The following is a 25,615-nucleotide window of genomic DNA, read 5'->3' as shown; positions in this document are numbered from 1 at the left end:
AGGCATACGCATGATTGAAATACGCGATTTACATAAGTCCTTCGGGCCGCTTGCGGTGCTAAAAGGTGTGGATCTCGCCGTTGAACACGGCCAGGTCATGGTCATCATCGGACCTTCCGGCTCCGGCAAAACCACGCTGCTGCGCTGCTTCAACCTGCTGGAGACCCCTGACAAGGGCAGTCTTACGCTGAACACGTTTAAGCTGGATTTCACCCCGGGCGCCAAAATTCCACAGCGTACCGTACTGTCCCTGCGCCAGCAGACAGGCATGGTGTTCCAGTCTTATAATCTGTTCCCGCATATGACGGCGATCGGCAATGTCATGGAGGGACAGGTCACAGTGCAAAAGCGTTCCAAGGAGGAAGCGCGCAGCAAGGCGCTGGCACTCTTGGACAAGGTGGGTCTGGCAGACAAGGCAGATGCGTATCCGCATCAGCTGTCCGGCGGCCAGCAGCAGCGTGTAGCGATAGCCCGCGCCATGGCGGTCTCACCGGAGGTGCTGCTGTTCGATGAGCCGACCTCAGCGCTTGACCCTGAGCTGGTCGGCGAGGTGCTGAAGGTCATCAAGCAGCTGGCCCGGGAAGGCATGACCATGGTCATCGTCACCCATGAGATGAAATTCGCGGCCGATGTGGCCGACCGGATCATCCTGATGGATAACGGAGTCATTCTGGAGCAGGGAACCCCCCGGGAGGTACTGGAGCAGACGAAGAACCCGCGCGCACTTCAATTCCTGAACCGGCTCAGCGGGGAAGAGTGATTGCGGGAAGGAGTATATTAAGGCAGACCGGGAGGGGAGTCCTGGTCTGTCTTTTTATTGTTTTGAAGGGAATTATAGTTACTGTTTTGCGGATAAAGTGTTACCAAATGTATGTGAAAACAGCATTGTGTTCGCAAACGGGCATATGGACAAAATGTATGTGAAAAACAGTATACATTGTGTTCGCAAACAGGCATATGGAGCAAATGTATGTGAAAAACAGTATACATTGTGTTCGCAAGCAGGTATATGGACCGAATGTATGTGAAAAACAGCATACATTGTGTTCGCAAGCAGGCCTATGGGCCAAATGTATGTGGAAAACAGCATACATTGTGTTTACGCGAAGATGAGGTGGTAGGCAAACGTAAACGAAGAAGTGCACTTGAATCCGTGTTTGTAATTCCCCTCTTAAACAGCGGAGCGGTCGCCTTTGTATCCGGATTTTCACCGATTAGGGGAATGAAAAAAATCTGGATGCAAGAGCGATTGGAACAACATTCCGTTTGCGGAGCGTGCTCCTAAGCGTCGCCGTAATTTATACTCCATTACAAATACAATAAAAAACAGGGGGTCCTAATATTTCATTTCACAATAAGCCTACGTACTTCCTGTCAAAAAAACAAGACTGCCCCTAGCCGTAACGGCTTCCGGGACAGCCTTTGATCTATCATACGCGGGGGAACGGTATGAACTAACCTAACTTCCTTTACTTCTGTGTGCCGCCATCGCTAACGGACTTCAAGTAATCCAGCGTGTTATACAGCATTACTGCTGCTTCAGCGCGGGTAATAGTGCTCTTCGGATTGAACTTGCCGCTGGCATCGAGGGCAGTGATCTTGTATTTCAGCGCCCGCTGAATACTGCCCTGATAGGAAGGGTCCAGCGCGTCTGCATCTGTAAGTTCAACTGGGACAAGATTGATCATCGGCAGGTTACCGGCCTTTTCCACGGCTTGAACCAGCATACTGGTATACAGCTCTTTGGTAATCGGCTTGGCCGGATCGATATTGGCCGGGATATTCACACCATTATAATGGGCATTAATGAAGGCTTCGGCGTACCAGGCATTGTCTTTTACTTTGGAGAACAGCGCACTTGCCTGTGGTGCCTTATTGAAATCAATCGCTGCCAGGCTAAGCTGGAGACCGCCGGAGATAAACTGTATCCCCTGCGCTGTAGTTACTGTGGATGCCGGCAGAAATTGGGTGTCGGAGATTCCTTTGATCAGGCCCTGCTCCTTCAGAGAGTTGATCTTATCCTTACCGCTCACCTGGCCGATATCCTTGAAGCTACTGCCGGCTGCGAAAATTTGTCCGCCAAGAGAGAAGGAAAGGAGGGTTACTGCTGTAATAGCTGCGATCGTGTTTTTTTTCATACTCATCTGAATTCCACCTCTATTATAGGGTTGGGCCGTTTGGCCTGTATCAACTCCTCTAACGTAATGAGATCAGAAAAGGTTGCAAGCGAATGAATCCCGTTCTACAGGTCCGGTCAGCTACATCATTTCCTGAAACAGCAGATTGCGGTAGGGGTACCGGCTGAATCGGGTCTTGAACAGCAGTGCTATTCCGCTTTCTTCAATCGTTACGGATTTCAGTGACGTTGTCTTCACATGGCTGCGGACCATCGCCCTTACCGCCCGGTTGTCCTTACGCCGGATGGCGGCAGCCATCGCTTCCGCGAAGCTCCGGTTAACCGCAAGCTCCTGGTAGAGCGGGATGATGGAACGCGCTATGCAGCGGTGGGCGTCTGTATTGAAGGTGAACTGAGCGGTTCCCGGCGGAATCGTCGTGCCATTGGTATAGAAGGCAACCGGCAGCGGAAAGGGAAAAGAGATAAAATAACCGATCCCGTTCGTTCCGTAATTCTCCGCATCCGCAAGTGCGGGGATACTGTGGAGCAAGCTGCCCATCAGGTCCAGGTCGGCAGTGACAATCGCGGTTGTCCATTGCCTGGCATAACTGCGGTTTCCGGCAATTTTCCGGTAGAACGGCAGCATGGCCGCAGCTACGCTGCGCAGTACACGGGCTGTTACAAGCCGCTGCGTCTGCTTAGGTTGTACTTTCGCCATCCGGATCATCCTCACTTTTTTACATATTCGTTTCAATATAAGCACCTATAGGTTTCATGTGATCTTGATATAGAGTATGGGGATAGCGGGCACTTCGGAATGGGCGGACCCGGTTTCGGCAGAAATATTATCTATGCGTGGAGTGGCAGAGGGGGGCTATTACGGGCAAGTGGTGTTATACTGGTGTCAGGACTTTTTTTTGACGGGCAAGTTTGTTATGCTTATATCGTAACGATTACTAATTATTCTGCGGGAATTGTTCTGCTTCCGGAAAGGTGGGAACCCGGGTGAACCGAGTGGCAAATATCAGCCAGCAGTTTGCGGCTCATAATTATAAGCTTACACCACAGCGTGAGGCGATAGTGAGGGTGCTGCTGGATAATGAGAAGGATCATCTAAGCGTGGAAGAGGTATATATGCTGGTCAAGCGCAGTTACCCGCATTTGGGGCTGGCGACCGTCTACCGTACCTTGGAGCTGCTGTGTGAACTTCATATTGTGCAAAAAATGAATTTCGGCGACGGGGTCGCCCGTTATGATCTGCGCGACGACGATCATGTGCATATGCATCATCACCTGATCTGCAATGTATGCGGTAAGCTGGAAGAGATCAAGGATGATTGGCTGGTGGAGCTGGAGGCGCGGGTAGCCCGTGAATATGGCTTCAGTGTGACTGATCACCGTCTCGATTTCAAAGGCACCTATAATAGCTGTCAAAAGAACGGCTGCAAGGGCGACAAGGACTGCCGCGCCGTCTCATAAGCACATCTGCAACGCACAGAAGGCGCAGGGCTGAAGTTCAGCCTGCGCCTTCTTGCAAATATTAAGAAGTTACGGAATCTGCGAAATGCCGCTGCTAGGAGCGGTTCGGAACGAAGGATTTGATCCAGGTTCCGAAGCTGCCGGGATTGCGGGTCTGAACCAGGATCACCCCTTCGCCGCGGAACCGGCAGACCAGGGCCTCGCCGCTGGTTAAGCTGTTCAGCCAGCCGGAGGCTGCTTTTTCCACCTTGTAATCCATATAGTCCGGCCAAGCTACAAGGTGTCCGTTATCGATGATCATCTCTTCGCCCGGTCCGAGGTTAATGGCGTGAATCGCTCCGAAGGAGGAGAGGAAGACGGTGCCCCTGCCGCTGATTTCCAGAATGAAGAAGCCTTCGCCGGAGAACAGGCCGCGGGTCAGATTCTGCATCTTGGTATTGACCTGAATGCCTTGGGTTCCCGCCAGGAAGCCGTCCTTCTGTACGATCAGCTTGTACGACCCGTCCAGCTCAATGGCCTGTACATCCCCGATAGAACCGGGTGAGAGCAGCACCTCACTCTGTCCGCGCGTGGCGGTCAGCTCCTGGAAGAAGAATTTCTCCCCGCTCAGCATGCGGCCCAGGCCGCGCATAATTCCGCCGTCCACGGTACCCCGCAGCTCCACATTCGGTGACATGGCGACCATCGCCCCCATCTCCGCCTTAACGCTCTCGCCCGGCTCCAGCAGGACCTTAAGCATGGCGAAGGCGCCGTCATACAGCACATCATATTTCATAATAGTGTTCCTCCTCATTCTTCCGGTTGTATTCCTATGATCACAGGTATGTAGCTTGCTCCTCAAGGATACTGTAACAGGCTGTTCTACTGCAAGCCGCGCTTTAGGCAACAAGGAGCTAACATGCAGTAACAGATGATTATAGTGAAGAGTACCGGGCAGTGATCAGGATATTGTGTTAAAATGAAGCAGACAGTGCAGCCGCACTGAATATACGATTGACAAGGAGTGTCGCCGCTTATGGCACGGACAAGAACGCAGAAGGCGCTGCTTAAGGCAGAGCGCTCAGGCACATGGTGTGCAGAAAGAAACCGCAGACTCAATCAGGATTACGGGGCCATCTCCCAGCATGTCAGAGTTACACCCGGCAAACGCCAGCAACTGAATAAGGTCAAACACAAGGAGCGGATCTTCCATGATGGCGCTCCTTTTGCATGCCTGGGAGCAGCGGGGTAATACTTATACCTGTGCCCTGCTGTGAATACGGTACTCCTTGGGCGACATGCCGAACCGGCTGCGGAAAATCCGGTGGAAATAGGTATAGTTCGCAAAACCGCAGGTCTCGGAGACATGCTCCAGCGGCATGGGGCTGAACGTAATCTTTTCCCGGGCCATATCCAGCCGTACATCATTTACATATTTAACAATCGTGGTGCCGAAGGCTTCCTTGAACAGATGAACCGCCCGGGAGACCGAGATATCCACATGTGCGGCCACATCCTCCAGCCGGAAGGCGTAAGAGGCGTGCTCTTCCACGTACTGCTTCATCCGGTAAGCCAGATAAGCCTTCGGTGAGATCGCGGGCTGATCAATCATCAGCCGGTCAATCTCCATACATAGAATTTGCAGATAACAAGCAGAGATATCCGGTGAGGAGTCCGATAAGCGGCGCTGCTCCAGCACAAGCTGGCGGAAGAGGCCGAGAATATGATCACTCATCGGCAGGCGGAGTACCGCCGGACGCTGCTTGCGTCCCCACCATTCTTCAATCCATGGGCCGCTGCAAAAGATATGATAGTCGCCGCTCTCGATCCTCGGCTTGCCGACGGGATAGACTTCCTTGTCGATACTCAAGTAATAGGGGTCATTCGGTGCGAACAGCATGAGATCACCGCTCTCAACGGTCGTAATGGCTCCGTTCTCCCTGGTGCGGCTGCGCCCTTCAGTCTGGAGCCGCAGCAGATAATACTGTACACCCTCGCTGCGTGACATATGAAATGGTTTGCGGTGGAAGGAGAATCCGGCGGATAGAATGTGGCAAGCGGCAGATGTTGTCATGAGTCCCTCCTAGTCTAATAAATGATAAGCAGATTGTTCATGTTTTAATCATATTATTCATTTTATTATATACGCTTTCATATTACCATGTAGCTAAGCAAAAAACATACAAATGATGTGGAGAAGGCCGTATTGCGGCGCTAATCGCTACATTTACAAACTCTGGAAGCAGTGGATGAAACCAAGAGAACGCTGCGTTCTCCAATGTTTACAGCCCGTTTGTTCAGGTGATGCGCTTCAGGGAAGGTAACCGGGAGTGCGGCGGCAGCAAGAACAGGATAACTCCGGATCATATAAGGAGTGGAATAACAATGCTTAAGGTTGGACTGCAGCTGTATACGCTGAGAGAAGAACTGGAACAGGATTTCGAGGGGACTATACGTAAGGTAGCCGAGCTGGGCTACAGCGGTGTGGAGTTCTTCCACTATTTCGGACGTACGGCCGGGCAGGTCAAGGCGCTGCTTGAAGAAACAGGGCTTGTTGCTGTCGGAGCACACCGCCCGTACGATGCGATGCTGAATGATACGGAGCAGGAGATTCGCTTCAATCTGGAGATCGGCAACCGTAATCTGATCGTGCCTTATCTGACAGAAGAACAACGGAACTGGCCGGAGGTAGCCGCGGGTCTGCGGACCATCGGCGAGAAATGCAAGGCTGCCGGTGCTGTTCTGTCTTATCATAATCATGATTTTGAATTCACGGAGAAGGTTGACGGCCAGCCAGCCTTTGATTATCTGTTCGAAGCGGTGCCTGCTGAGCAGCTTCAAGTAGAGATGGATACATGCTGGGTGTATTACGGCGGATATGATCCGGCAGAATATATCCGTAAGTATGCAGGACGCCTGCCGATCATCCACCTCAAGGATCTGAAGAAGAAAGAAGACGGCTCACCGGAGACTGTAGTACTCGGCGAAGGTGAAGTGGATCTGGCTGCGATCATTGAAGCAGCAGCTAGCGCTGGTGTGGAATGGGCAGTGGTGGAGCAGGACTTCTGCAGCCGCTCGCCGCTTGGTAGTGTCGCTGACAGCTTGAACTGGATCAAAACATACGAGAATCAAGGAGGAAGTATTCATGTCTAACAAACTCAAAATTGCTATTATCGGTTGCGGTGGTATCGCAAACGGCAAACATATGCCAAGCCTTGCCCGTCAGGAGGATGCCGAAATGGTGGCATTCTGTGATATCGTGGAAGAACGTGCCCAGGAGGCTGCCAAGACCTACGGCTCGGAAGGCGCTGCTGTATTTACCGATTTTCGTGAGTTGCTGGCAACGGGCGGATTCGATATCGTGCATGTCTGCACGCCGAATGACAGCCACTCCGAGATTACGGTTGCCGCACTGGAAGCCGGCAATCATGTGCTGTGTGAGAAGCCGATGGCCAAGACCACTGCTCAGGCTAAGGAAATGCTGGATGCCGCCAAGCGTACAGGCAAGAAATTGTCTATTGCTTATCAGAACCGTTTCCGCGCAGACAGTGAATATCTGAAGGGGCTGTGTGAAGAAGGGGAACTCGGCGATATCTATTATGGTAAGGCAATTGCGCTTCGCCGCCGCGCGGTTCCAACCTGGGGCGTATTCCTGGATGAAGAGAAGCAGGGCGGAGGACCGCTGATCGATATCGGTACCCATGCGCTGGATCTGACACTCTGGCTGATGAATAACTATAAGCCGCGTATGGTAGTAGGCTCCACTTTCCATAAGCTGGGCCAGAAGAAGAACGCCGCGAATGCCTTCGGTCCGTGGGACCCTGAGCAATTCAAGGTTGAAGATTCCGCCTTCGGCTTCATTACAATGGAGAACGGTGCTACAATTGTACTTGAATCCAGCTGGGCGCTGAACGTATCTGAATTCGGTGAAGCCAAGACCATGCTTGCCGGAACGGAAGGCGGAGCGGATATGAAGGACGGGCTGCGTCTGAACGGCGAACGTGCCGGCCGCCTGTATGAGACCAAGGTGGACCTGTCCTCCGGCGGTGTCGCCTTCTACAGCGGAGCTGCAGAGAATGAAGCAGACCGTGAAGCCCGTCTGTGGCTGGAAGCCGTAAGAGAAGACAAGGACCCGGTGGTTCTGCCGGAGCAGGCCTTCGTAGTTACCCAGATTCTTGAAGCAGTGTATGAATCAGCACGTACCGGACGCGCCGTATATTTCGACGGAAGTTCTGACAACTAAGAGCTTCTCCGGGTCACGCGACTATCAGACAAACAGGAGTGGAATCCATGAGTTCAATCAAACATACTGTAGCCATCGTTGGTTACGGCGGAATGGGAAGCTACCACACCCAATTAATCAAAGAGAGTGACCGGGTGGTAGTGACCGGTGCCTTCGATCTGCTGGCAGAGCGGCGCGCCTTGGCTGAGGAAGCAGGCTACACTGCGTATTCCAGCTATGAAGAATTGCTGGCAGATCCGGCTGTGGACATCGTTCTGATTGCTACACCGAATGATGTACACAAGGACATTGCCCTTCAGGCTTTTCAGGCGGGCAAGCATGTAGTCTGTGAGAAGCCGGTGGCCATGTCCTCGGCGGAATTCATCGAGATGCAGGCTGCTGCGGAGGCGGCCGGACGGGTGCTGATGGTGCACCAGAACAGACGCTGGGATGAGGATTTCCGCGTAATCAGGGAGATGTATGAGCGGGGGACGATTGGATCACTCTTTCAGATTGAATCCCGGGTGCATGGTGCCAACGGAATTCCCGGCGACTGGCGTCATGTGAAGGAGCAAGGCGGCGGGATGCTGCTGGACTGGGGTGTGCATCTGCTGGATCAGCTGTTGTTCATGATTGACAGCAAGGTGAGCAGTGTCAGCAGCAGTCTGAGCTTTATCCTCGGCAATAACGTGGATGACGGATTCGATGCGGTGCTGCAGTTCGAGAACGGCATCAGAGCCATCGTCGAGGTAGGGACAACCAATTTCATCACGATGCCAAGATGGTATGTGAAGGGCACCGGGGGAACCGCTATTATTGAAGACTGGTCGCTGAGAGGCAGAATTGTAGCCCCCAACCACGAATCGGAAAAGATTGAACCCACACCGATCCGCGCAGGTGTAGGCTTGACTAAGACGATGGCCCCGCCTTCAGAAGGCTCGACCGTCCTTGAAGATCTGCCTGCGGCATTAGAGATGACCTCCAGCTTCTATGATAATCTGGCCGCTGTTATCGAAGGCACGGCGGAACCGATTGTCAAGAATGCCGAGGTGCTTCGTGTGCTGAAGCTTATTGAGGCGATCTTCGAAGCGGCAGAGCGTAATGAGACTATTAAGAATTTCGATAACTACGGAGCTTAAGCTAGGCTTCAATACGACCTTAGGAGAGGTGGAATCTGCAAATGAAACTTGGAGTATTTATGGTGTTGTTCGGCGGCCGCAAGCTGGAGGATGCACTGGATTATGTGGTCTCCAAAGGACTGAAGGCCGTTGAGATCGGTACCGGAGGGTACCCTGGAAACAGCCACTGCAATCCCAAAGAGCTGCTGGAGAATGAAGTGGCCCTTCAGGAATTCAAGCAGCAAATTGAATCCCGCGGCTTGATCATCAGCGCGCTAAGCTGCCACGGCAACCCGCTGCACCCGCAGAAGGAGCTGGCAGACAAGGATCACGAAGTATTTGTAGACACCGTGAAGCTTGCACAGAAGCTGGGCGTCAAGGTTGTAAATACCTTCTCCGGCTGTCCGGGCGATCATGAAGGCGCGAAATATCCGAACTGGCCGGTTGCCCCATGGCCGAATGATTACCAGGAGATTCTGGCCTGGCAGTGGGAGAACAAGGTCATTCCTTATTGGACAGAGCAGGCGGCCTTCGCCACTGCACATGATGTGAAGATTGGTCTTGAGCTGCACGGAGGCTTCTCGGTACACACTCCGGCTACCCTGCTGAGATTAAGAGAAGCTGCCGGAGAGGCCATCGGTGCGAACCTTGACCCGAGCCATATGTGGTGGCAGGGAATAGATCCGGTACAGGCCATTCATATTCTCGGCCGTGAAGGCGCGATCCATCACTTCCATGCGAAGGATACCGTTATTGATCCGGTGAACGTCAACAAGCATGGCCTGACGGACATGCAATCCTATACGAATATGCTGGACCGCGCCTGGCAGTTCCGTTCCGTAGGCTACGGACACGATGTCAAGGTCTGGGCAGACATGATGAGCGCACTGCGTCTGGTAGGCTACGACTATGTAGTCAGTATCGAGCATGAAGACGGCCTGATGTCCATTGAAGAGGGCTTCTCCAAAGCGGTTGACAATCTCAAGCAGGTGCTGATCGAAGAGCCGCTGTCTGAGATGTGGTGGGTCTAACCGGTGGAGAGCTTCACTAAAGTCCAATTGAACGACTGGCAGCTTAGTCTCTTGACTGCCGCAGCCTTTGGGACAGATGTGCAGATCGCCAGCAGCAGGGAGTTGACCGGCGGATTCTTCAATACGGCTTATGACCTGGAGCTTAGCGACGGCCGCTCCGTCATTCTTAAGGTGGCTCCGGACCCGGAGACCGAGACTCTTAGCTATGAGAAGGATATCATGCGTGCCGAGGTGGAGGCTCTCCGGCTGGTACGTGCTGCTGGCGGTGTGCCTGTGCCGGAAGTGTACAGCTATGACGACAGTCTGCAGTTGGTTCCGTGTCCGTATTTTTTCATGGAGAAGATTGAAGGGCAGCCGTATAACGAGGTGAAGGAGAGTCTCACAGAGGAACAGCGGTATTCCATTGAATACGAGCTGGGTCAGTACCAGCGGAGAATCAATGCGATTGAAGGGCCAGCCTTCGGGCTGTTCGGCAAAGAGTCTGACGGGAGCGGACGGTCCTGGAGGGACACCTTCAGGTCCATGCTGCTGAACCTGCTTCAGGATGCGGTCAGGCTGGGTGCACGATTGCCCGCAGAACAGCAGGAAATAGAGCAGGTGCTGGAGCTGTATCTGCCTGCTCTGGATGAAGTGACGCAGCCGCGCCTGGTGCACTGGGATCTGTGGAACGGCAACATCTTTGTAAGGGATGGGGTAATCGTATCCATCATTGACTGGGAGCGGGCGATGTGGGGCGATGTGCTGCTGGAGTATTATTTCCGGCATTTCGAGAGCTCGGCAGCGTTCTATGAAGGGTATGGGTCGGCTTTTGCCAGCCGGAATGAAGGGCTGCGTAAGCAGCTGTATGACCTGTATCTGGACCTTATCATGCTTATAGAATGTTATTCGCGCCAGTACAAGGATGAGAATCATGTGAACTGGGCGCATGACAATCTCGCTGAGTCCTGGAAGCGGTTCTCGGCTCTGGTACTATAGGATACACAAGAGGCCGGATCTCTTCTGAGATTCCGGCCTCTTGAGATTGTGTACAACAGACCAGATGAATGTCAGTCAGCAATCAGTAGCTGCTGTTCCGGATGGCAACAACCGGGCTGATGTCAGCTTCATAGTCAACGCCGCCGGATTCGAAGCCGAACAGCTGGAAGAACTCGCGTCTGTAACCGGCCAGATCGGAATATTCGTAGACGTTCTCCGTGCTCAGCATGGGCCAGATCCGGTCCACTTCCGTCTGCACAGCATGGCTCATCTCATGGTCATCTATCCGGATGCGCCCCTGCGCATCTACCGGAGTCCCTTCCGGGTTGTACAGGAAACCGGTATACAGCCGGTAGGCTTGCTCAATACAGCCTTCGTGCACTCCCTGTTCCTTCATGACCTTGTAGAGTACTGAAATGTATAGCGGGACTACAGGAATCGCCGAGCTGGATTGGGTCACCAGACCCTTACTGACTGCCACATAGGCGCGGCCGCCGGTTCGTGATAATTCTGCATTCAGCTGTAAGGCTGTTGCTTCCAGATGGTCTTTAGCCAGGCCGATGGTGCCGTCGCGGTAGACAGCCTGTGTTAGCTCTGGACCTACATAGGAGAAGGCAAGCGTAACCGCATCCGCTGCGAGAACGCCGGAATCCCGGAGCGCTTCAATCCATAGCTGCCAGTCTTCTCCGCCCATCACATGAACAGTAGCATCGATTTCAGCTTCGGTGGCCGGTTCAATCTGTACGGTGCTTAGTTCTCCGGTATGGAAATTGACGGTTGTATTAGTATAAGGGCTGCCGATAGGCTTCAACACAGATTGATGAACTTCCCCGGTCTGCGGGTCTGTTCTGCGCGCCGAGGCTACGCTGTAGATGACCAGATCAACCTGTCCAAGCTCACTACGGATCAACTTGATGGTCCGTTCTTTTGTCTCAGCGGTAAAAGCGTCCCCGCACACGCTATAAGAGCGCAGGCCCGCTGTGTGGGCCATCTCCTCAAACGCTGCGGAATTATACCAGCCTGCGGAAGCGGTTCGTGTCTCGCTGGTTGTACTCGGTCTATAGACACCTACAGTGGCTGCTCCAGCACCGAAGGCTGCTGCAATTCTAGCGCCAAGCCCATAACCGGTTGAAGCGCCGATAACGAGCACATTGCGGGGACCTGTAAACTTTTTTTGATTCAGTACATAGGTCACTTGCTCCTGTACCTGGTGTGCACAGCCTGCCGGATGGGCAGTTGTGCAGATGAACCCGCGGGTTCTTGGTTTTATGATCATTAGAATAGCTACCTCGCTTTCATCGGTGGTTGCAGGGATTGCAGAAATAAACATACCAGATGCCGACATTCTTTGGCAAAGGGTGGGATGTGGGAATGATACGCGTAACTGCCGGGAATTTTGCTATGGATGTGCTCTTCGTGTATTCTCATAGTAGGGGGAAGCTTGGCCCCGAATAATGATTGTTGACGGTGGCGTTTTCAGAAAAATCTTGACGGAAGCCCCCTAAGATAGATAAAATAATAGTATTGCGTGTTTTTTCGATATTAAGAATGAAGATCATACTTGAAAAGAAACAGAGAGGGTGACAGGATGGAGCGCCTTTTAGAGGTAAAAGACCTGGCTATATCATTCAGAACACGCGGAGGAGAAGTTCAAGCAATCCGTGGTGTCAGCTTTCATGTAAATAAAGGGGAGACACTGGCGATTGTTGGCGAATCCGGTTCCGGTAAGAGCGTAACCTCGCAAGCCGTCATGAAGCTGGTTCCTCAGCCTGCGGGCGAATATAAGCGTGGACAGATTCTGTTCGATGGACAAGATCTGATCGGCAAGAGTGAGAAGCAGATGCAAAAAATCCGCGGCAAAGAAATCGGAATGATCTTCCAAGATCCGATGACTTCACTCAACCCGATGATGAAGGTTGGCCGGCAGATTACGGAAGTGCTGTTCAAGCATGAGAATATCACGAAGGAAGCTGCCTACAAACGTGGTGTTGAATTGCTTAATCTGGTAGGTATTCCGTCACCGGAACGCCGTTTCCAGCAGTATCCGCATGAATTCAGCGGCGGGATGCGCCAACGTGTCGTAATCGCTATGGCACTGGCGGCTAACCCTAAGCTCCTGATTGCCGATGAGCCGACAACCGCGCTTGACGTAACGATTCAGGCACAGATCCTCGATCTAATGAAGGACCTGCAAAAGAAGATTGATACAGCGATCATTTTCATCACCCATGACCTTGGGGTTGTGGCAAGAATGGCTGACCGTGTAGCTGTAATGTATGCCGGACAGATCGTTGAAATGGGTACTGCAGAAGAGATCTTCTATGATCCAAGACATCCGTACACTTGGGGCCTGCTGGCTTCCATGCCAAGTCTGGAGAGCAAAGGCTCGATGCTTACAGCGATCCCGGGCACACCACCCGACTTGATCAAGCCGCCTAAGGGGGATGCTTTCGCCCTGCGCAGCACGTATGCAATGGCGATTGACATGGAGAAGGAACCGCCAATGTACAAGGTATCGGACTCCCATCTTGTGAAGTCCTGGCTGATGCATCCGATGGCACCAGCGGTGGAGCCGCCGGATGTCGTGAAGAAGCAGCGCCGCGTGTTGAGCAATGCCTATCCAGAGCCGGTACTTGTCGGCAACAGCAGCGAATACTAAGTTTGATTAGATCAGCGTCAGGCCATAATCGGCCTGGCGTTTTTTTGTTATATGGGGGATTATACTTCATATAAACCTAAAACAAAACTAACTAATATAAATAAAAGTATTGACTTAATCTCATTTGCCCAGCAAAATATAAGGGTATACATAGGGAGGTTATGATGAGATGAGAAAAAGATCCTTAACGGCGCTGATATCCTTATCCCTGCTGTCGGCATGCAGCGGAGGGAATCCGGAAGGGCCACCGAAGTTCGGGAATGTATCTGTACACGATCCCTCTGTGATTAAGGTGGAGGATACGTATTACGTGTTCGGTTCGCATCTAGCCTCGGCCAAATCCAAGGATCTGATGTCGTGGACGCAGATTTCTTCCGGCGTGACGGACGATAACGTGCTGATACCGAATGTAACGGAGGAGCTTAGCGAGACGCTTAGCTGGGCCCAGTCGGATACGCTGTGGGCACCGGATGTCATTCAGTTGGCAGACGGCAAGTTCTACATGTATTACGATGCCTGCAAGGGAGATTCCCCGCTGTCTGCGCTAGGTATTGCCGTAGCCGATGAAATTGAAGGTCCTTACAAGAATAAAGGCATTATTCTGAAGTCGGGAATGTCCGGCATCGGGGATGATGGAGAGGTGTACGATGCCACGGAGAAGCCGAATGTGGTGGACCCTGATGTGTTTTTTGATAAAGACGGCAAGCTGTGGATGGTCTACGGCTCCTACTCGGGCGGCATCTTCATCCTGGAGCTGGACCCGGCTACGGGCTTCCCGCTGGAGGGCCAGGGCTACGGCAAGAAGCTGCTCGGAGGGAATCATGCGCGGATTGAGGGGCCGTATATGCTATACAGCCCGGAGACCGATTATTACTATCTGTTCCTCTCCTATGGAGGGCTTGATGCGAATGGCGGCTATAATATCCGTGTAGCGCGTTCCAAGCATCCGGCTGGCCCGTTCGAGGACTCGGAAGGTAAGGCTATGCTGGATGCGCAGGGGACGCCTGGGGTGCTGTTCGATGATCCGGCCTACGCACCTTACGCCGTGAAGCTGATGGGGAATTATGAATTTGTGAATACAGCTGAAGAAGTCGCCGGATCAGGTACAGGCTATGTCTCCCCTGGACATAATTCGGCGTACTACGACGAGACAAGCGGGCAGTATTATCTGATCTTCCATACCCGGTTCCCGGGTCTTGGGGAGCAGCATGAGGTTCGGGTTCATCAGATGTTCATGAATGAAGCAGGGTGGCCAGTTATCGCTCCCCACCGTTATGGTGGCGAGAAGATAGGTAAGTACACTGCCAAGGATGTGACGGGTGCTTACATGCTGGTGAACCACGGCAAGGAGATTACGGCTGAGCTGGCGGAGTCGCAGAGAGTAGAGCTGAACACAGACGGCACGATAAGCGGAGCAGCAACAGGCACATGGACCTTGAGCAATGACCATATGGCGAAGCTGACGATAGAGGGTTCGGAGTACAGCGGGGTGTTCCTGCGGGAGTGGAATGAAGCAGCCTCAAGCGAGGTAATGACCTTCACAGCACTTTCAGCAGAAGGCGTTGCAGTCTGGGGCAGCCATGTGTCACCGGAGAAAAAGTAACCTGATCCCGTGAACAGTCAAGTCACAGCCAGCACATAGCCTAAACCATTACAAACAGCGGACCTCCCCTAGAATGGGCGATCCGCTGTTTGCTGTACATAGGAATTTGCTGTGATTATGCTTCATACTTGCGCAGAACGATTACAGCGTTGTGGCCGCCGAAGCCAAAGGAATTGGAGATCCCGATCTTCAGCTCCGCTTGGCGGGCTACGTTAGGGACATAATCCAGGTCGCAGTACTCGTCCGGCTGCTCCAGATTAATCGTCGGCGGGATGAGCCCTTCTTGCAGGCTTTTGAGCAGGGCAATAGCTTCCAGACCGCCGGCTGCGCCGAGGGCATGTCCGGTCATCGATTTGTTCGCCGTGACCGGAATCCGGTAGGCCTGCTCTCCGAACAGCTTCTTGATCGCCAGGGTCTCCGAACGGTCTCCGACGATTGTGCTGGTCGCGTGCGCGCTGATGACATCTACTTCCCCAGGTGTAATTCCGGCCTCGCTGAGTGCCAGCTTCATTGCCTGATAGGCTCCTATCCCCTCAGGGTGGGTGGCTACCATATGATAAGCGTCCGAGCTGGCGCCATATCCGATGACCTCGCCATAGATGACGGCATCTCTGCGCAGGGCATGGGAGAGGGATTCGAGGATCACAATAGCTCCGCCCTCCGCAATAACAAATCCGTCCCTGTTCCGCTCAAAAGGCCGGCTGGCCCCCTGCGGCTCCCCGTTCCGGGTAGACAAAGCGGTCGCATTCCCGAAGCTGGCCAGGGCAATCTCGGTCACCGCCGCTTCCGCCCCTCCGGCGATGATTACATCGGCCCCGCCGTAACGGATCAGGCGGAAGGCTTCGCCAATGGCCGTGTTCCCGATGGAACAGGCAGTCACCGGCGAGAGTGTCGGCCCCTGCGCCCCCAGCTTGATGCTGATCATCGCAGCCGCCATATTGGAGATCAGCATCGGGATCAGGGTTGGGCTTACCCGCTCCGGTCCCCGGGAACGCAGCAGTTCGCCCTGGTCCATCAATGTCTGGATACCGCCTACGCCGGAGCCTACATAGACGCCCAGCCGTTCCCGGTCCAGCTCCTCCAGCCGAAGACCGGAATGCGTCCAGGCTTCCTCTGCGGCAGCAAGCGCGAACTGGCTGAACCGGTCCATCCGTCGGGCCTCCTTGCGGCCGAATCTGGCATCCGGGTCGAAGGTCTGTACCGAGCCGGCAATCTTGGTTTTGAAGTGAGTGGTATCAAAAGAATCAATCGGCGTAATCCCCGATTCTCCTGCCGTAAGGCGGCTCCAGAACTGGTCCACGGTATTGCCAAGCGGGGAGATGACACCCATTCCTGTAATCACGACACGTTCCATCTGCTATTCCTCCTGTTAATCTGAATAAGCTTATTTTTTCATGTTGCTTATCCTATTACAAGTTGTAGTTTATACTAGTATAATTACTACTACACTAACAGACAGACGAACTGTAAGGCAGGAGGAAGCATGATGTCCAATCAGAACAGGCTTCAAGCATTATCAGAATTCCTAAAAGCAAGACGCGCGGCCATCACCCCGGCAGCGGCGGGCCTCCCGGAGGGCACCCGCAGGCGGACGCCCGGGCTCCGGCGCGAGGAAGTGGCGCAGCTCTCGGGAGTAAGCAGCACCTGGTATACCTGGCTGGAGCAGGGGCGGGATATTAAAGTATCTCCATCTGTTCTTGATTGTATTGCCGCAGCATTACAGCTGACGAAGGATGAGCGGAGTTACTTGTTCGCTCTGGCGCTGGAGACCGGGCCGGGAGTCACGGACTATACCCAAGAGGAGCCTTCAGTGATTCATCCGTCCCTGCAGAAGATATTGCAGGAGCTGAAGACCTGCCCGACCATCATCTCGGACCGGCACTGCAGCATTGTCGGCTGGAATGAGGCAGCGGCGCATGTGTTTCTTGATTTCGCCAAGCTGGCTCCGCAGCAGCGCAATATGATCTCACTGCTGTTCGAGCGCAAGGAGTTCAGGCGGCTGGCGGTGAATTGGGAGCAGTTCGTCCGGGGATACCTATCGATCTTCCGCGCCTACTACGGGCAATACCTGGAGGACCGCTGGTATGATGAATTCATTGCGGAGATGAAGGAGGGGCATCCGGAATTCAATCAGCTATGGGAAGAGAGCCGGGTCAGCTCCGCGCCGGATGTTGTACTGGAATTCCGGCATGCCAAAGCCGGTAAAATGCTGTTCCATCTAACCTCCCTACAAGTACAAGGTGCAGCGGATCTGCGCTGTAGCATCTACACGCCAGCCGGTGACTCTCCTACAGAAGCCAAGCTGAAGCAGCTCATGAAACCTAAGTAATACAGGTGATAGAATTTTCTTATCGATTCATAAAAAACTATAAATATGCAATATAGATTTTGCAGTTTATACTCCTAATATGATGAATTTCTTCCTGCGGGACCGGAAAAGGGGTAAAGATATAATGGCTAAAGTAACGGGATTAGAAGGCGTAGTTGCCGGAGAGACAGCAATTGGATTGGTAGATGGGGAGAAAGGGTATCTGGTGTACCGGGGGTATTGGGCGAAGGAGCTTGCGGTAAGCAAAAGCTATGAGGAAGTTGCTTATTTGCTCTGGAACGGACACTTGCCTGATGCGGAGGAGCTGGCGCAGCTCAAGGTGCAGATGGCAGCGGAGAGAGCGATTCCTGAATATCTCTGCAAGATGCTTGATCTGTATCCGGCTTCTGTACCGCTGATGCTGGTATTACAAAGTGCAGTGGCTGCGCTTGGGGATGAGGAGAACGCTACCTGGCCGCCCACGCTGAAGCAAGCCGTGCGGCTGACGGCAATGCTACCGGCGATCATAGCTTACAGGTACCGCAGCCTTCAGGACTTGCCGCCGCTGAAATCGCTTCCTGAGCTTGGCCATGCCGCGAATTATCTGTATCTGCTCACAGGCAAGCTGCCGGAGGAGGCTCATGTACAGGCGCTCAGCGCCTATATGATCCTTTGTATGGAGCATGGCATGAATGCCTCGACTTTTGCCGGGCGGGTGGTGCTGTCCACGGAATCGGATATCTGTGCGGCTGTAGCCGGTTCGATCGGGGCCATGAAGGGTCCGCTGCATGGCGGCGCCCCGTATGAAGTGATATCGATGCTGGAGGAGATCGGGACGAAGGAACGCGCGGAGCCTTGGCTGAGACGGAAGCTTGAGGCCGGGGAGAAGCTGATGGGCTTCGGGCACCGGATCTACAAGACCAAGGACCCGCGGGCGGAAGCCCTGCAGATTGCGACCCTTACGATGGTCGGCAAGGATGCTTCCTTTGATCTTGCGCTTCATGTGGAGGCTACAGCGATAGCGCTTCTGGAGGAATATAAGCCGGGCCGCCGCCTGTTCACCAATGTTGAGTTCTATGCTGCGGCTATTCTGAAGGCGCTGGAGTTGGCGCCTGAGATCTTCACGCCTACATTCACAGCGGGAAGAATTGTCGGCTGGACGGCCCATTTGCTGGAGCAGTCAGCCCATAACCGGATTTTCCGGCCACAATCTACTTATATCGGACCTATGCCTGAATCAGAGACTGCCTTGTAAAAAGCACATACCATCCGCCCAAACGGCGCACAAAACATCTCCAGTCGCCTAACAGCCGGGGCCAACCCGCAGCGAGGCGCATGGGAAATGTCCCGGAACGTAAATTATGCCCTTTCCACTTCCTGCTGGGAAGGGAAAGGGCTGAAAAGTTTGCGTTCATTTTACTAGGAGGACTTGATGATACTTATTGACCGGCTGTATTTGAAGCCCAGACAGGATACCAGCCTAAACCCACGTTCTTTGTGTTGTAAAGAACTAAATTTCCGTCATCTTGAACGATTAGCAGGTCACCCACGAGGTTGACTGGAACATTCCCTTGTCCGTACCACGCTGTAGCCCATGCATTATTGTCTGACGTCCAAAATGGAGTATTATTCCAATCCATTAACTTAAGTCTGCCATTATATTGATCAATGACGAGCTGGGATATTCTAAAGTCGCTGGTATTGGTGTGCCATATCATGGTGCGTTTGTGATTATTCCATAACTGTATATCTCCTGAAGGCATAAAATTCAGGATATATTTCATGTTGTTTGATACTAGCGGGCTCGCATTCCCAATAAATCTTTCGCGAACCGTGAGACGTTCTCCAAATGCAAATGTTGCAGAAGCAATAGGGAGCTGGATCATGAGCACCGCAAATAAAAGCAGAAAAATCTTTTTCATAATAGCCTCTTTTCTGGTATATTTTATCATTTTCTCATTAACTATATCATAAATTTTATATAAATGAGAGATTAATCTAAAGATTGCAAAATATATTTCTGAATTGAGAGATTCAATCAAATAAGCGGAATGGATCGTATTTGTCCTGAAACAACAAAAAGATGGACTCCCCGGAATAGCGAGAAGTCCAAAAATAGTCAACAGAGCATGAGGGGGATACTCTTACATTAGATTAGAAATCAGAGGTTGCCACTTCGATGGTGCCGAAGACTGCACCGGCAGCTGTGCTGAGAAGTCCGGCGACAAGCAGGGCATGAACAGATAGAGTGAGACTGTTAAATGCAGGGATCAGATAAGTGACCACTGGAGCGTTGACGCGGTAAATAACGAGATCCACGGGGAACCCGGAATTGTTGTTTACCGTCACAGCCGCATTGATGCCACCTGCCAGATTTTCATAGTAAGATTTACCTACAGAAGCCGGCAGATTGAAGAATTGTTGCGGTAATAAGATAGCCATTGTAACGTCCTCCTTTTCCTTGTGATAGGATAGTATATTCGGCAAAACTATGATTGCTGTAACGTATGCCATGGGAGATTCACACATTTCAATAGGATGCCGGCAGGTTCATAGACAACCCGAATCTATGGTACACTGGATGTAATCTAGTGACAGGTAAGGGGAAATGACAACGATGAAGCTGGTGTCCTGGAATGTGAACGGTCTGAGAGCTTGTGTGAATAAAGGGTTTAACGAGTATTTCCGGGAGGTTGACGCAGACATCTTCTGTGTGCAGGAGACGAAGCTCCAGGAAGGGCAGATTGTTCTGGACCACGGGGAAGAATATGCCGGGTACTGGAATTATGCGCTCAAAAAAGGATATTCGGGTACGGCTGTATTCACTAGAATCAAGCCGCTATCCGTACGATATGGACTGGAGCAGGATACGGAGGATGAGGGGCGGATCATCACCCTGGAATTCCCGGATTTCTATCTGGTGAATGTGTATACGCCGAATGCCAAGCGAGATTTGACGAGGCTGGACTACCGGATGGAGTGGGAGGACCGGTTCCGCGCCTATCTGCTGAAGCTGGATGCGTATAAGCCGGTTGTGGTGTGCGGGGATCTGAATGTGGCGCACCAGGAGATTGACCTGAAGAATGCGAGATCGAACCGGGGGAATTCAGGCTTCACTGAGGAAGAACGCGGTAAAATGACCACGCTGCTCGCGGCCGGCTTCGTGGATACCTTCAGATGGTTCTATCCTGAGCTGGAGGGTGCCTACAGCTGGTGGTCCTACATGCCTAAGGTCAGAGAGAAGAATGTGGGCTGGCGGATCGATTATTTTCTCGCTTCAGAGCGCTTGACCCCGCGTCTGCTGGACGCCGGAATTGAATGTAATGTCCTAGGCAGCGATCATTGCCCGGTGGTCCTTCATCTGGCGGATACGGCGGAAGCATAGACAAAGTGTATAGATATGATATACAAAGAGGCGGTATCCCGGAGTTCGGGATACCGCCTTTGTGATTGTGTCAGCGGCTGAGCGGAGGCTAATCTGGTTATTCTGACGAATTGCCTGGCTCCAGCACCGGCGGTCGCCGGTGCTTCGTGGCCTGTTCGTAACTATACGCAATCCCTAGCAGCATCGCTTCACTATGGGCTGAGGCACAGAAGGTGATACCTTGCGGTCCCTTGGTAAGATAGCCGCCTGGTGCAACAATACCCGAGTAGGTATAGCCGGCAGGAACTGTAATCAGCGGATAACCTGCTCTTGCTGCTAGTTCACATCCATGATCTCCGGGGAAGAGGATCACATCCAGACTGTAATGCTCCAGGGCATAATCAATTCCCTGCTTACCGGCTAATGAACGGGAAGACTGCAGCTGCTCCAGATATTGTTGCTCAGTAATGTCATCCCCGGAGGAATTCAGCCATTCCAGTTTTCCTTGGCCGTATTTCAGCGCCTGTCCGCTATGCTGCTGGTTGAAATCAAGCAGCTGCTGCAGAGAATGCACAGGAGCCGACTCCGGCAGGCTTCCCAGATAGCGGTTCAAGCCGTGCTTGAACTCATATTGTAGAATCGTAGGGTTCCATTCAGCATTCTGATTCTGATTGGGCAGCTCCACAGGGTCGATAATCTCTGCCCCCAGCTCCCGCAGGACCGCTATGGCAGATTCCATCATGTCCAGCGCTTCAGTATCCAGATCACTATAATAGAAGCGCGGAATTCCGATCCGCTTGGCTGTTAGTGCATCTACTTCCAGCCCTGCCGAATAATCCAGGGCAGCAGAGGAGGAAGAGCCGTCGTTCCCGGCCATCACATGCAGCAGGAGTGCGGCGTCTTTGACGGTTCTGGCCATGGGACCGGCGCTGTCCTGGCTGCCGATTCCCGGTATAATTCCCTTATTGCTGACCAGTCCCCAAGTAGGCTTCAGGCCGACAAGGGAGTTGTGAGCCGCCGGGCTGATGATGGAGCCGGAGGTTTCCGTTCCTACGGCCACGGTGACAAGGTTAGCGGCAACAGCTGCCGCACTTCCCGAGCTGGAGCCGCCAATGAACAGCTCTCCGGATCCGTAAGGGTTCAGTACAAGCCCACCGCGCGAGCTGTATCCGGCCCACATCGAGGGCGACATGAAGTTGGCCCATTCGGTCATATTGGCTTTGCCCAGAATCACTGCCCCGGCTGTCCTTAGCCTTGTGACAAGCTCAGCGTCTTCTGCTGCTATGCAATCGGCAAGCGCCAAGGCTCCTGCACTGGTGTGCAGCTTATCTGCTGTGCCGATGTTATCTTTGACCAAGACCGGAATACCGTGCAGTGGTCCCCGGCTGCCTTGATCTCTTCGTTCCTGGTCGAGCCTCGCGGCAATCGCAAGAGCTTCTGGATTCAACTCCAATACGGAGCGGAGCAGGCCGTCCAACCGGTGGATTCTTTCCAAATACCAGCTTACCAGTACCTCGGAGGTTAGGCTCCCTTGTGCCATTTGCTCTTGAATGCTGGTGATGTCTGCTTCTATTAACCACTCTTGCTCATTTAGAGCAGGGGATATACGGGAAACGTCGTTATTACTCATAAGGATGTTGCACCTCTATTCATTGTTTGTAGTGTTGTCCATGGTCTCGCTTGCCGCTGCCTGATGCCGCTTCGGCCAGCTGATTACATTGCGGGTTCTGCTAAGCTCCTCGTAGATGAGCGGACGGTCACGCTTAATCAGCCGCAGCACCAAATGAATGAAGAAGGCTACATCTGCCGTCAGGATGACCAATTTCACTACGGCAGCCAATGCTGTGCCGATGCTCAGGAAGATCGCGGAGTCAGGCGTCAGGGAATTCACTCCTCCGAGGACGCCATAGAGTAATCCATACCGTACCCATACCCTCCAGGGTCTGACCGGACTGCCGTCTTCACTCCTTAGCCGGATACGCACAACCCACTTGCCGAAGGTGCGTCCGCCTGTGAACAGAGGAATGCTCAGGAAATAGACCATACTAACTGCCCACAGCGAAATACGCAGTGAGAGCAGATTGAGGAGAATGGTCACCGCGAGCAGCAGGATGGAATCCAGCAGGAAAGCAAGGGCGCGGCGGGTGTAAGTCACTTTTTTGGCAGAAAGGTCCTCTTGGCTGTCAAGCTTCTCAATCCTCGGCAGCAGGCCGGAGATCCATAAGGAGAGCTTGAATCCGATCATGCCGCCCAGCGTATTCGTGATCATGTCATCCACATCGAAGATCCGGTAGGGATGGTCGAAGAACCCGTAAATGCCGGTAATCTGCGTAATTTCGAACAACAGTGACAGCGCAAAGGACAGCACAATGCACACCACCCAGCGCGTGCGGAAGTAGTAGCCCAGGAACATACCGAAAGGCACCGTCAGCAGTACATTGAAGGCCGCCAGCAGAAAATCCGGTCCGGTCAGCACATTAAGGTAGCTGGAAGGGTCGCTGCGCGTAATTGGCGTATTGTGCAGAATATCCTGGATGAACTGCAGCGGCACGAACTGGAGCATGCTTCCGGCGGGGGCTGCATTATGCCTGGAGTCAGGCAGGGGCAGAAGGACAAGGAAGAATGCGTTAAGCAGGTACAGCAGCAGCAGATACAGCACCAGGGCCCGGATTTTATTGATATAGCCGTGCCGGCGGTATTGCACGATTAGAAACGGCAAGGTGAAGAACAGTGCCGCAACCGGAAAAGCCATGAATGCATAGGAAATCGGAAATAGATAAGTCTGAAACATGGGTTCACCTGCTGTCTAGGTTTTGTCACAACGACTTCATTATAGAAGTAAACATAAACCATCTCAACAGAATTAATCATTCTAACCGTTCTTTCCTGCATAGACATGTTAGGAGAGGAGCGTGAGGACTATATGGAAAAGAAGGTTCAACAGTATTACAAGCTCAAGGCGAAGCAGAAGGAGCTGGAAAAGGACCTGGCTGGACTCCGGCAGGAGATTCTTGCCCATATCAATGAAGCGGGGCAGACCGAAGCGGTGTTCGGCAGCTACAAGGTGAAGCTGGTTACGCAGAACCGCAAGGAATATGATGATGACAAGCTCTATCAGACCCTGTCCGACCCCGAGCTGTGGAGGCTGCTCTCCCGGGCAGATCCGGCCAAGGTGGCCAGCCTGACGAAGCTGAAAGTGATCTCGGAAGAGAAAATCGCCCATACGTATGAGGTGAAGACCATTCAGCTGCTGCAGGTGGATAAGCAGTAGAGGAAGCGCTGCCGGAAGCGGAGGCGTTACGTCATGCTCAGCTTCCGGTTGTACATAGAGCATAGGTTACGTGCCATCTTCACGGTCTTCCGCTATAATTATACAGAGACAGTGAAGATATGGAGGAAGAGAAAATGAAGGATTTTGAGCAGATGCTGGAGAAATACGCAGAGCTGGTAGTGAAGGTCGGTGTGAATGTGCAGCCGGGACAAGTGCTGATGGTTCACGCCCCGCTGGAGACAGCGGAGCTTACCCGGCTGATTGTAGGCAAGGCCTATGACGCAGGAGCGAAATACGTGCTTGTAGACTGGGACGATGAAGCGGTCACACGCATCCGTTACGAGAAGGCTCCTGAGGAATCGTTCGGGTATTATCCGCAGTGGCATGCCGATATGCTGGAGGGATTCGCTGAAGAAGGCGGGGCTATATTACATATAAAGGTGCCGGACCCGGAATTATTCCGCGGGATCGATTCGGCCAAGGTATCCACTGCTGTTAAGGCGGCTGCGGTTGCGCGCAAGAAATACCAGGCCTACACCCGCAACAGCAGAATCAGCTGGTCGCTGATCAAAGCGCCGACACGTGCCTGGGCGGACAAGGTGTTCGCCGATCTGCCGGAGGAAGAACGGATCGATGCGATGTGGGAAGCGGTGTTCCAGATGAACCGTGTGAACAGCGGAGACCCGGTGGCCGCCTGGCGCAGTCATATCGGCGAGCTGAAGCAGAGCCAGGACCGCATGAACGCCAAGCGCTACAAAAGCCTGCATTACCGCGCTCCGGGCACAGATCTGCGTGTCGAGCTGCCGGAAGGCCATTTATGGCGCGGCGGCGGTGGGGAGAATGCGCGAGGCGTCTATTTTGTAGCGAATATGCCTACAGAAGAGATCTATACGATGCCCCATCGCACCGGCGTAAATGGCACGGTCAAGAGTACGCTTCCGCTGAACCTGAACGGGCGGCTCGTCGATGGAATTACTGTTACCTTCACAAACGGCAAGGTTACAGCGTATGACGCTGAATCCGGCCGCGAGCACCTGACTTCCTTGCTGGATACGGATGAGGGAGCCTCCTATCTCGGAGAAGTGGCGCTGGTGCCGCATGATTCGCCGATCTCCCGGCTGAACAGAGTGTTCTACAACACCGGTATTGACGAGAACGCTTCCTGCCATTTCGCGCTGGGCAGCGCCTACCCCGTTAATATTGAAGGAGGCACCTCCATGACCAGCGAGGAACTGATATCCAGAGGGGCTAACGTCAGCCTCACACATGTTGATTTCATGGTAGGCTCCGATGCGCTTGATATTGACGGAGAACTTGCTGACGGCACAATTGAGCCGGTGTTCCGTAAGGGGAATTGGGTGCTTTAAGTGCGTCCTATATAGAAGTGAAGTAATCTACAGAACTAAGTCATACTAACGGATGAATAGGATTACCTTCGCACCAGCACAATGTATACTGTTTTCCGCATACATTCGGGCCATACGCCCGCG

General features: G+C 53.0%; 25 protein-coding genes. 15 read left to right on the top strand and 10 right to left on the bottom strand.

All coding sequences use genetic code 11. From position 1 onward, the window contains the following. Positions 1-10 precede the first annotated feature (10 nt). Positions 11-760 carry an amino acid ABC transporter ATP-binding protein gene (locus MHH78_RS21960; RefSeq protein ID WP_341168806.1) on the top strand — a complete coding sequence of 250 codons (750 nt, stop codon included), beginning with the start codon at positions 11-13 and terminating at the stop codon, positions 758-760. Between the two features lie 709 nt (positions 761-1,469). On the opposite strand, the gene MHH78_RS21955 is transcribed toward MHH78_RS21960, so the two are convergent. Then, positions 1,470-2,144 carry an S-layer homology domain-containing protein gene (locus MHH78_RS21955; RefSeq protein WP_076074628.1) on the bottom strand — a complete coding sequence of 225 codons (675 nt, stop codon included), beginning with the start codon at positions 2,142-2,144 and terminating at the stop codon, positions 1,470-1,472. Positions 2,145-2,258: 114 nt separating this feature from the next. Further along, positions 2,259-2,834: a hypothetical protein gene (locus MHH78_RS21950; protein WP_341168805.1), complete on the bottom strand. Its 576-nt coding sequence runs from the start codon at positions 2,832-2,834 to the stop codon at positions 2,259-2,261. Positions 2,835-3,121: 287 nt separating this feature from the next. Between MHH78_RS21950 and fur the strand changes: the two genes are divergently transcribed. Then, positions 3,122-3,595 carry a ferric iron uptake transcriptional regulator gene (gene fur / locus MHH78_RS21945; RefSeq protein WP_036729146.1) on the top strand — a complete coding sequence of 158 codons (474 nt, stop codon included), beginning with the start codon at positions 3,122-3,124 and terminating at the stop codon, positions 3,593-3,595. A gap of 94 nt (positions 3,596-3,689) precedes the next feature. Here the strand turns inward: fur and MHH78_RS21940 are convergent, their stop codons facing one another. Continuing rightward, positions 3,690-4,370 (bottom strand): TIGR00266 family protein, encoded by a 681-nt coding sequence (locus MHH78_RS21940; protein WP_036729143.1) that lies wholly within the window; start codon positions 4,368-4,370, stop codon positions 3,690-3,692. Between the two features lie 240 nt (positions 4,371-4,610). Here MHH78_RS21940 and MHH78_RS21935 point away from each other — a divergent pair, with 240 nt between their 5' ends. Then, on the top strand, positions 4,611-4,826 hold the full coding sequence (locus MHH78_RS21935; RefSeq protein WP_036729140.1) for a hypothetical protein: 216 nt from the start codon (positions 4,611-4,613) through the stop codon (positions 4,824-4,826). A gap of 3 nt (positions 4,827-4,829) precedes the next feature. Here the strand turns inward: MHH78_RS21935 and MHH78_RS21930 are convergent, their stop codons facing one another. Next, positions 4,830-5,648, bottom strand: a complete 819-nt coding sequence (locus MHH78_RS21930) for a helix-turn-helix domain-containing protein (RefSeq protein WP_036729137.1) — start codon at positions 5,646-5,648, stop codon at positions 4,830-4,832. A gap of 311 nt (positions 5,649-5,959) precedes the next feature. Between MHH78_RS21930 and MHH78_RS21925 the strand changes: the two genes are divergently transcribed. From MHH78_RS21925 to MHH78_RS21905, 5 genes are read left to right on the top strand one after another with little or no spacing between them, the layout of a single operon-like run. Then, the gene (locus tag MHH78_RS21925; protein WP_341168804.1) at positions 5,960-6,727 is read left to right on the top strand and encodes a sugar phosphate isomerase/epimerase family protein; all 768 of its coding nucleotides are present in this window, start codon (positions 5,960-5,962) and stop codon (positions 6,725-6,727) included. Continuing rightward, on the top strand, positions 6,720-7,817 hold the full coding sequence (locus MHH78_RS21920; protein WP_036729132.1) for a Gfo/Idh/MocA family protein: 1,098 nt from the start codon (positions 6,720-6,722) through the stop codon (positions 7,815-7,817). Before MHH78_RS21925 ends, MHH78_RS21920 begins: the two co-directional genes overlap by 8 nt. 47 nt (positions 7,818-7,864) lie before the next feature. Further along, the gene (locus MHH78_RS21915) at positions 7,865-8,935 is read left to right on the top strand and encodes a Gfo/Idh/MocA family protein (RefSeq protein WP_341168803.1); all 1,071 of its coding nucleotides are present in this window, start codon (positions 7,865-7,867) and stop codon (positions 8,933-8,935) included. 41 nt (positions 8,936-8,976) lie between these two features. Further along, positions 8,977-9,945 carry a sugar phosphate isomerase/epimerase family protein gene (locus MHH78_RS21910; protein ID WP_341168802.1) on the top strand — a complete coding sequence of 323 codons (969 nt, stop codon included), beginning with the start codon at positions 8,977-8,979 and terminating at the stop codon, positions 9,943-9,945. 3 nt (positions 9,946-9,948) lie between these two features. Then, the gene (locus MHH78_RS21905) at positions 9,949-10,920 is read left to right on the top strand and encodes a phosphotransferase family protein (RefSeq protein WP_341168801.1); all 972 of its coding nucleotides are present in this window, start codon (positions 9,949-9,951) and stop codon (positions 10,918-10,920) included. Positions 10,921-11,002: 82 nt separating this feature from the next. Here MHH78_RS21905 and fabV read toward each other — a convergent pair whose 3' ends face one another. Then, a complete protein-coding gene (fabV, locus tag MHH78_RS21900) occupies positions 11,003-12,196 on the bottom strand; it encodes an enoyl-ACP reductase FabV (protein WP_341168800.1) in 1,194 nt (397 codons plus the stop codon). A 312-nt stretch (positions 12,197-12,508) separates the two neighbouring features. On the opposite strand from fabV, the gene MHH78_RS21895 reads away from it, so the two are divergent. Next, positions 12,509-13,579, top strand: coding sequence for an ABC transporter ATP-binding protein (locus MHH78_RS21895; protein WP_036729120.1), 1,071 nt, complete (start codon positions 12,509-12,511; stop codon positions 13,577-13,579). A 169-nt stretch (positions 13,580-13,748) separates the two neighbouring features. Beyond that, positions 13,749-15,182 (top strand): glycoside hydrolase family 43 protein, encoded by a 1,434-nt coding sequence (locus MHH78_RS21890; RefSeq protein ID WP_341168799.1) that lies wholly within the window; start codon positions 13,749-13,751, stop codon positions 15,180-15,182. A gap of 115 nt (positions 15,183-15,297) precedes the next feature. Here the strand turns inward: MHH78_RS21890 and fabF are convergent, their stop codons facing one another. After that, positions 15,298-16,536, bottom strand: a complete 1,239-nt coding sequence (gene fabF, locus MHH78_RS21885; RefSeq protein ID WP_341168798.1) for a beta-ketoacyl-ACP synthase II — start codon at positions 16,534-16,536, stop codon at positions 15,298-15,300. A 132-nt stretch (positions 16,537-16,668) separates the two neighbouring features. Here fabF and MHH78_RS21880 point away from each other — a divergent pair, with 132 nt between their 5' ends. Continuing rightward, entirely contained in the window at positions 16,669-17,511 is an 843-nt protein-coding gene (locus MHH78_RS21880; RefSeq protein ID WP_341170358.1) for a helix-turn-helix transcriptional regulator, read from the top strand. A gap of 124 nt (positions 17,512-17,635) precedes the next feature. Further along, the gene (locus MHH78_RS21875; protein WP_341168797.1) at positions 17,636-18,745 is read left to right on the top strand and encodes a citrate synthase/methylcitrate synthase; all 1,110 of its coding nucleotides are present in this window, start codon (positions 17,636-17,638) and stop codon (positions 18,743-18,745) included. A 184-nt stretch (positions 18,746-18,929) separates the two neighbouring features. On the opposite strand, the gene MHH78_RS21870 is transcribed toward MHH78_RS21875, so the two are convergent. Both MHH78_RS21870 and MHH78_RS21865 read right to left on the bottom strand, forming a co-directional pair. Further along, positions 18,930-19,412 carry a hypothetical protein gene (locus MHH78_RS21870; RefSeq protein WP_341168796.1) on the bottom strand — a complete coding sequence of 161 codons (483 nt, stop codon included), beginning with the start codon at positions 19,410-19,412 and terminating at the stop codon, positions 18,930-18,932. 232 nt (positions 19,413-19,644) lie between these two features. Continuing rightward, positions 19,645-19,932 (bottom strand): hypothetical protein, encoded by a 288-nt coding sequence (locus tag MHH78_RS21865; RefSeq protein WP_036694360.1) that lies wholly within the window; start codon positions 19,930-19,932, stop codon positions 19,645-19,647. 175 nt (positions 19,933-20,107) lie between these two features. Here MHH78_RS21865 and MHH78_RS21860 point away from each other — a divergent pair, with 175 nt between their 5' ends. After that, entirely contained in the window at positions 20,108-20,875 is a 768-nt protein-coding gene (locus tag MHH78_RS21860) for an exodeoxyribonuclease III (protein WP_341168795.1), read from the top strand. Positions 20,876-20,972: 97 nt separating this feature from the next. On the opposite strand, the gene MHH78_RS21855 is transcribed toward MHH78_RS21860, so the two are convergent. Further along, positions 20,973-22,484 (bottom strand): amidase family protein, encoded by a 1,512-nt coding sequence (locus MHH78_RS21855; RefSeq protein WP_341168794.1) that lies wholly within the window; start codon positions 22,482-22,484, stop codon positions 20,973-20,975. A 15-nt stretch (positions 22,485-22,499) separates the two neighbouring features. Next, positions 22,500-23,645: a VanZ family protein gene (locus MHH78_RS21850; protein ID WP_341168793.1), complete on the bottom strand. Its 1,146-nt coding sequence runs from the start codon at positions 23,643-23,645 to the stop codon at positions 22,500-22,502. A gap of 132 nt (positions 23,646-23,777) precedes the next feature. Here MHH78_RS21850 and MHH78_RS21845 point away from each other — a divergent pair, with 132 nt between their 5' ends. Both MHH78_RS21845 and MHH78_RS21840 read left to right on the top strand, forming a co-directional pair. Then, on the top strand, positions 23,778-24,125 hold the full coding sequence (locus tag MHH78_RS21845) for a hypothetical protein (RefSeq protein WP_076074666.1): 348 nt from the start codon (positions 23,778-23,780) through the stop codon (positions 24,123-24,125). A 134-nt stretch (positions 24,126-24,259) separates the two neighbouring features. Continuing rightward, positions 24,260-25,492, top strand: coding sequence for an aminopeptidase (locus MHH78_RS21840; protein WP_076074669.1), 1,233 nt, complete (start codon positions 24,260-24,262; stop codon positions 25,490-25,492). The last annotated feature ends 123 nt before the right edge of the window (positions 25,493-25,615 follow it).

Origin of the sequence: Paenibacillus sp. FSL H3-0333 (assembly GCF_038002805.1) — a bacterium.
Taxonomy (GTDB): Bacteria; Bacillota; Bacilli; order Paenibacillales; family Paenibacillaceae; genus Paenibacillus_AQ; species Paenibacillus_AQ silagei.
Note: the sequence above shows the minus strand (reverse complement) of the source record. Positions and strands in the feature narration are given on the sequence as shown.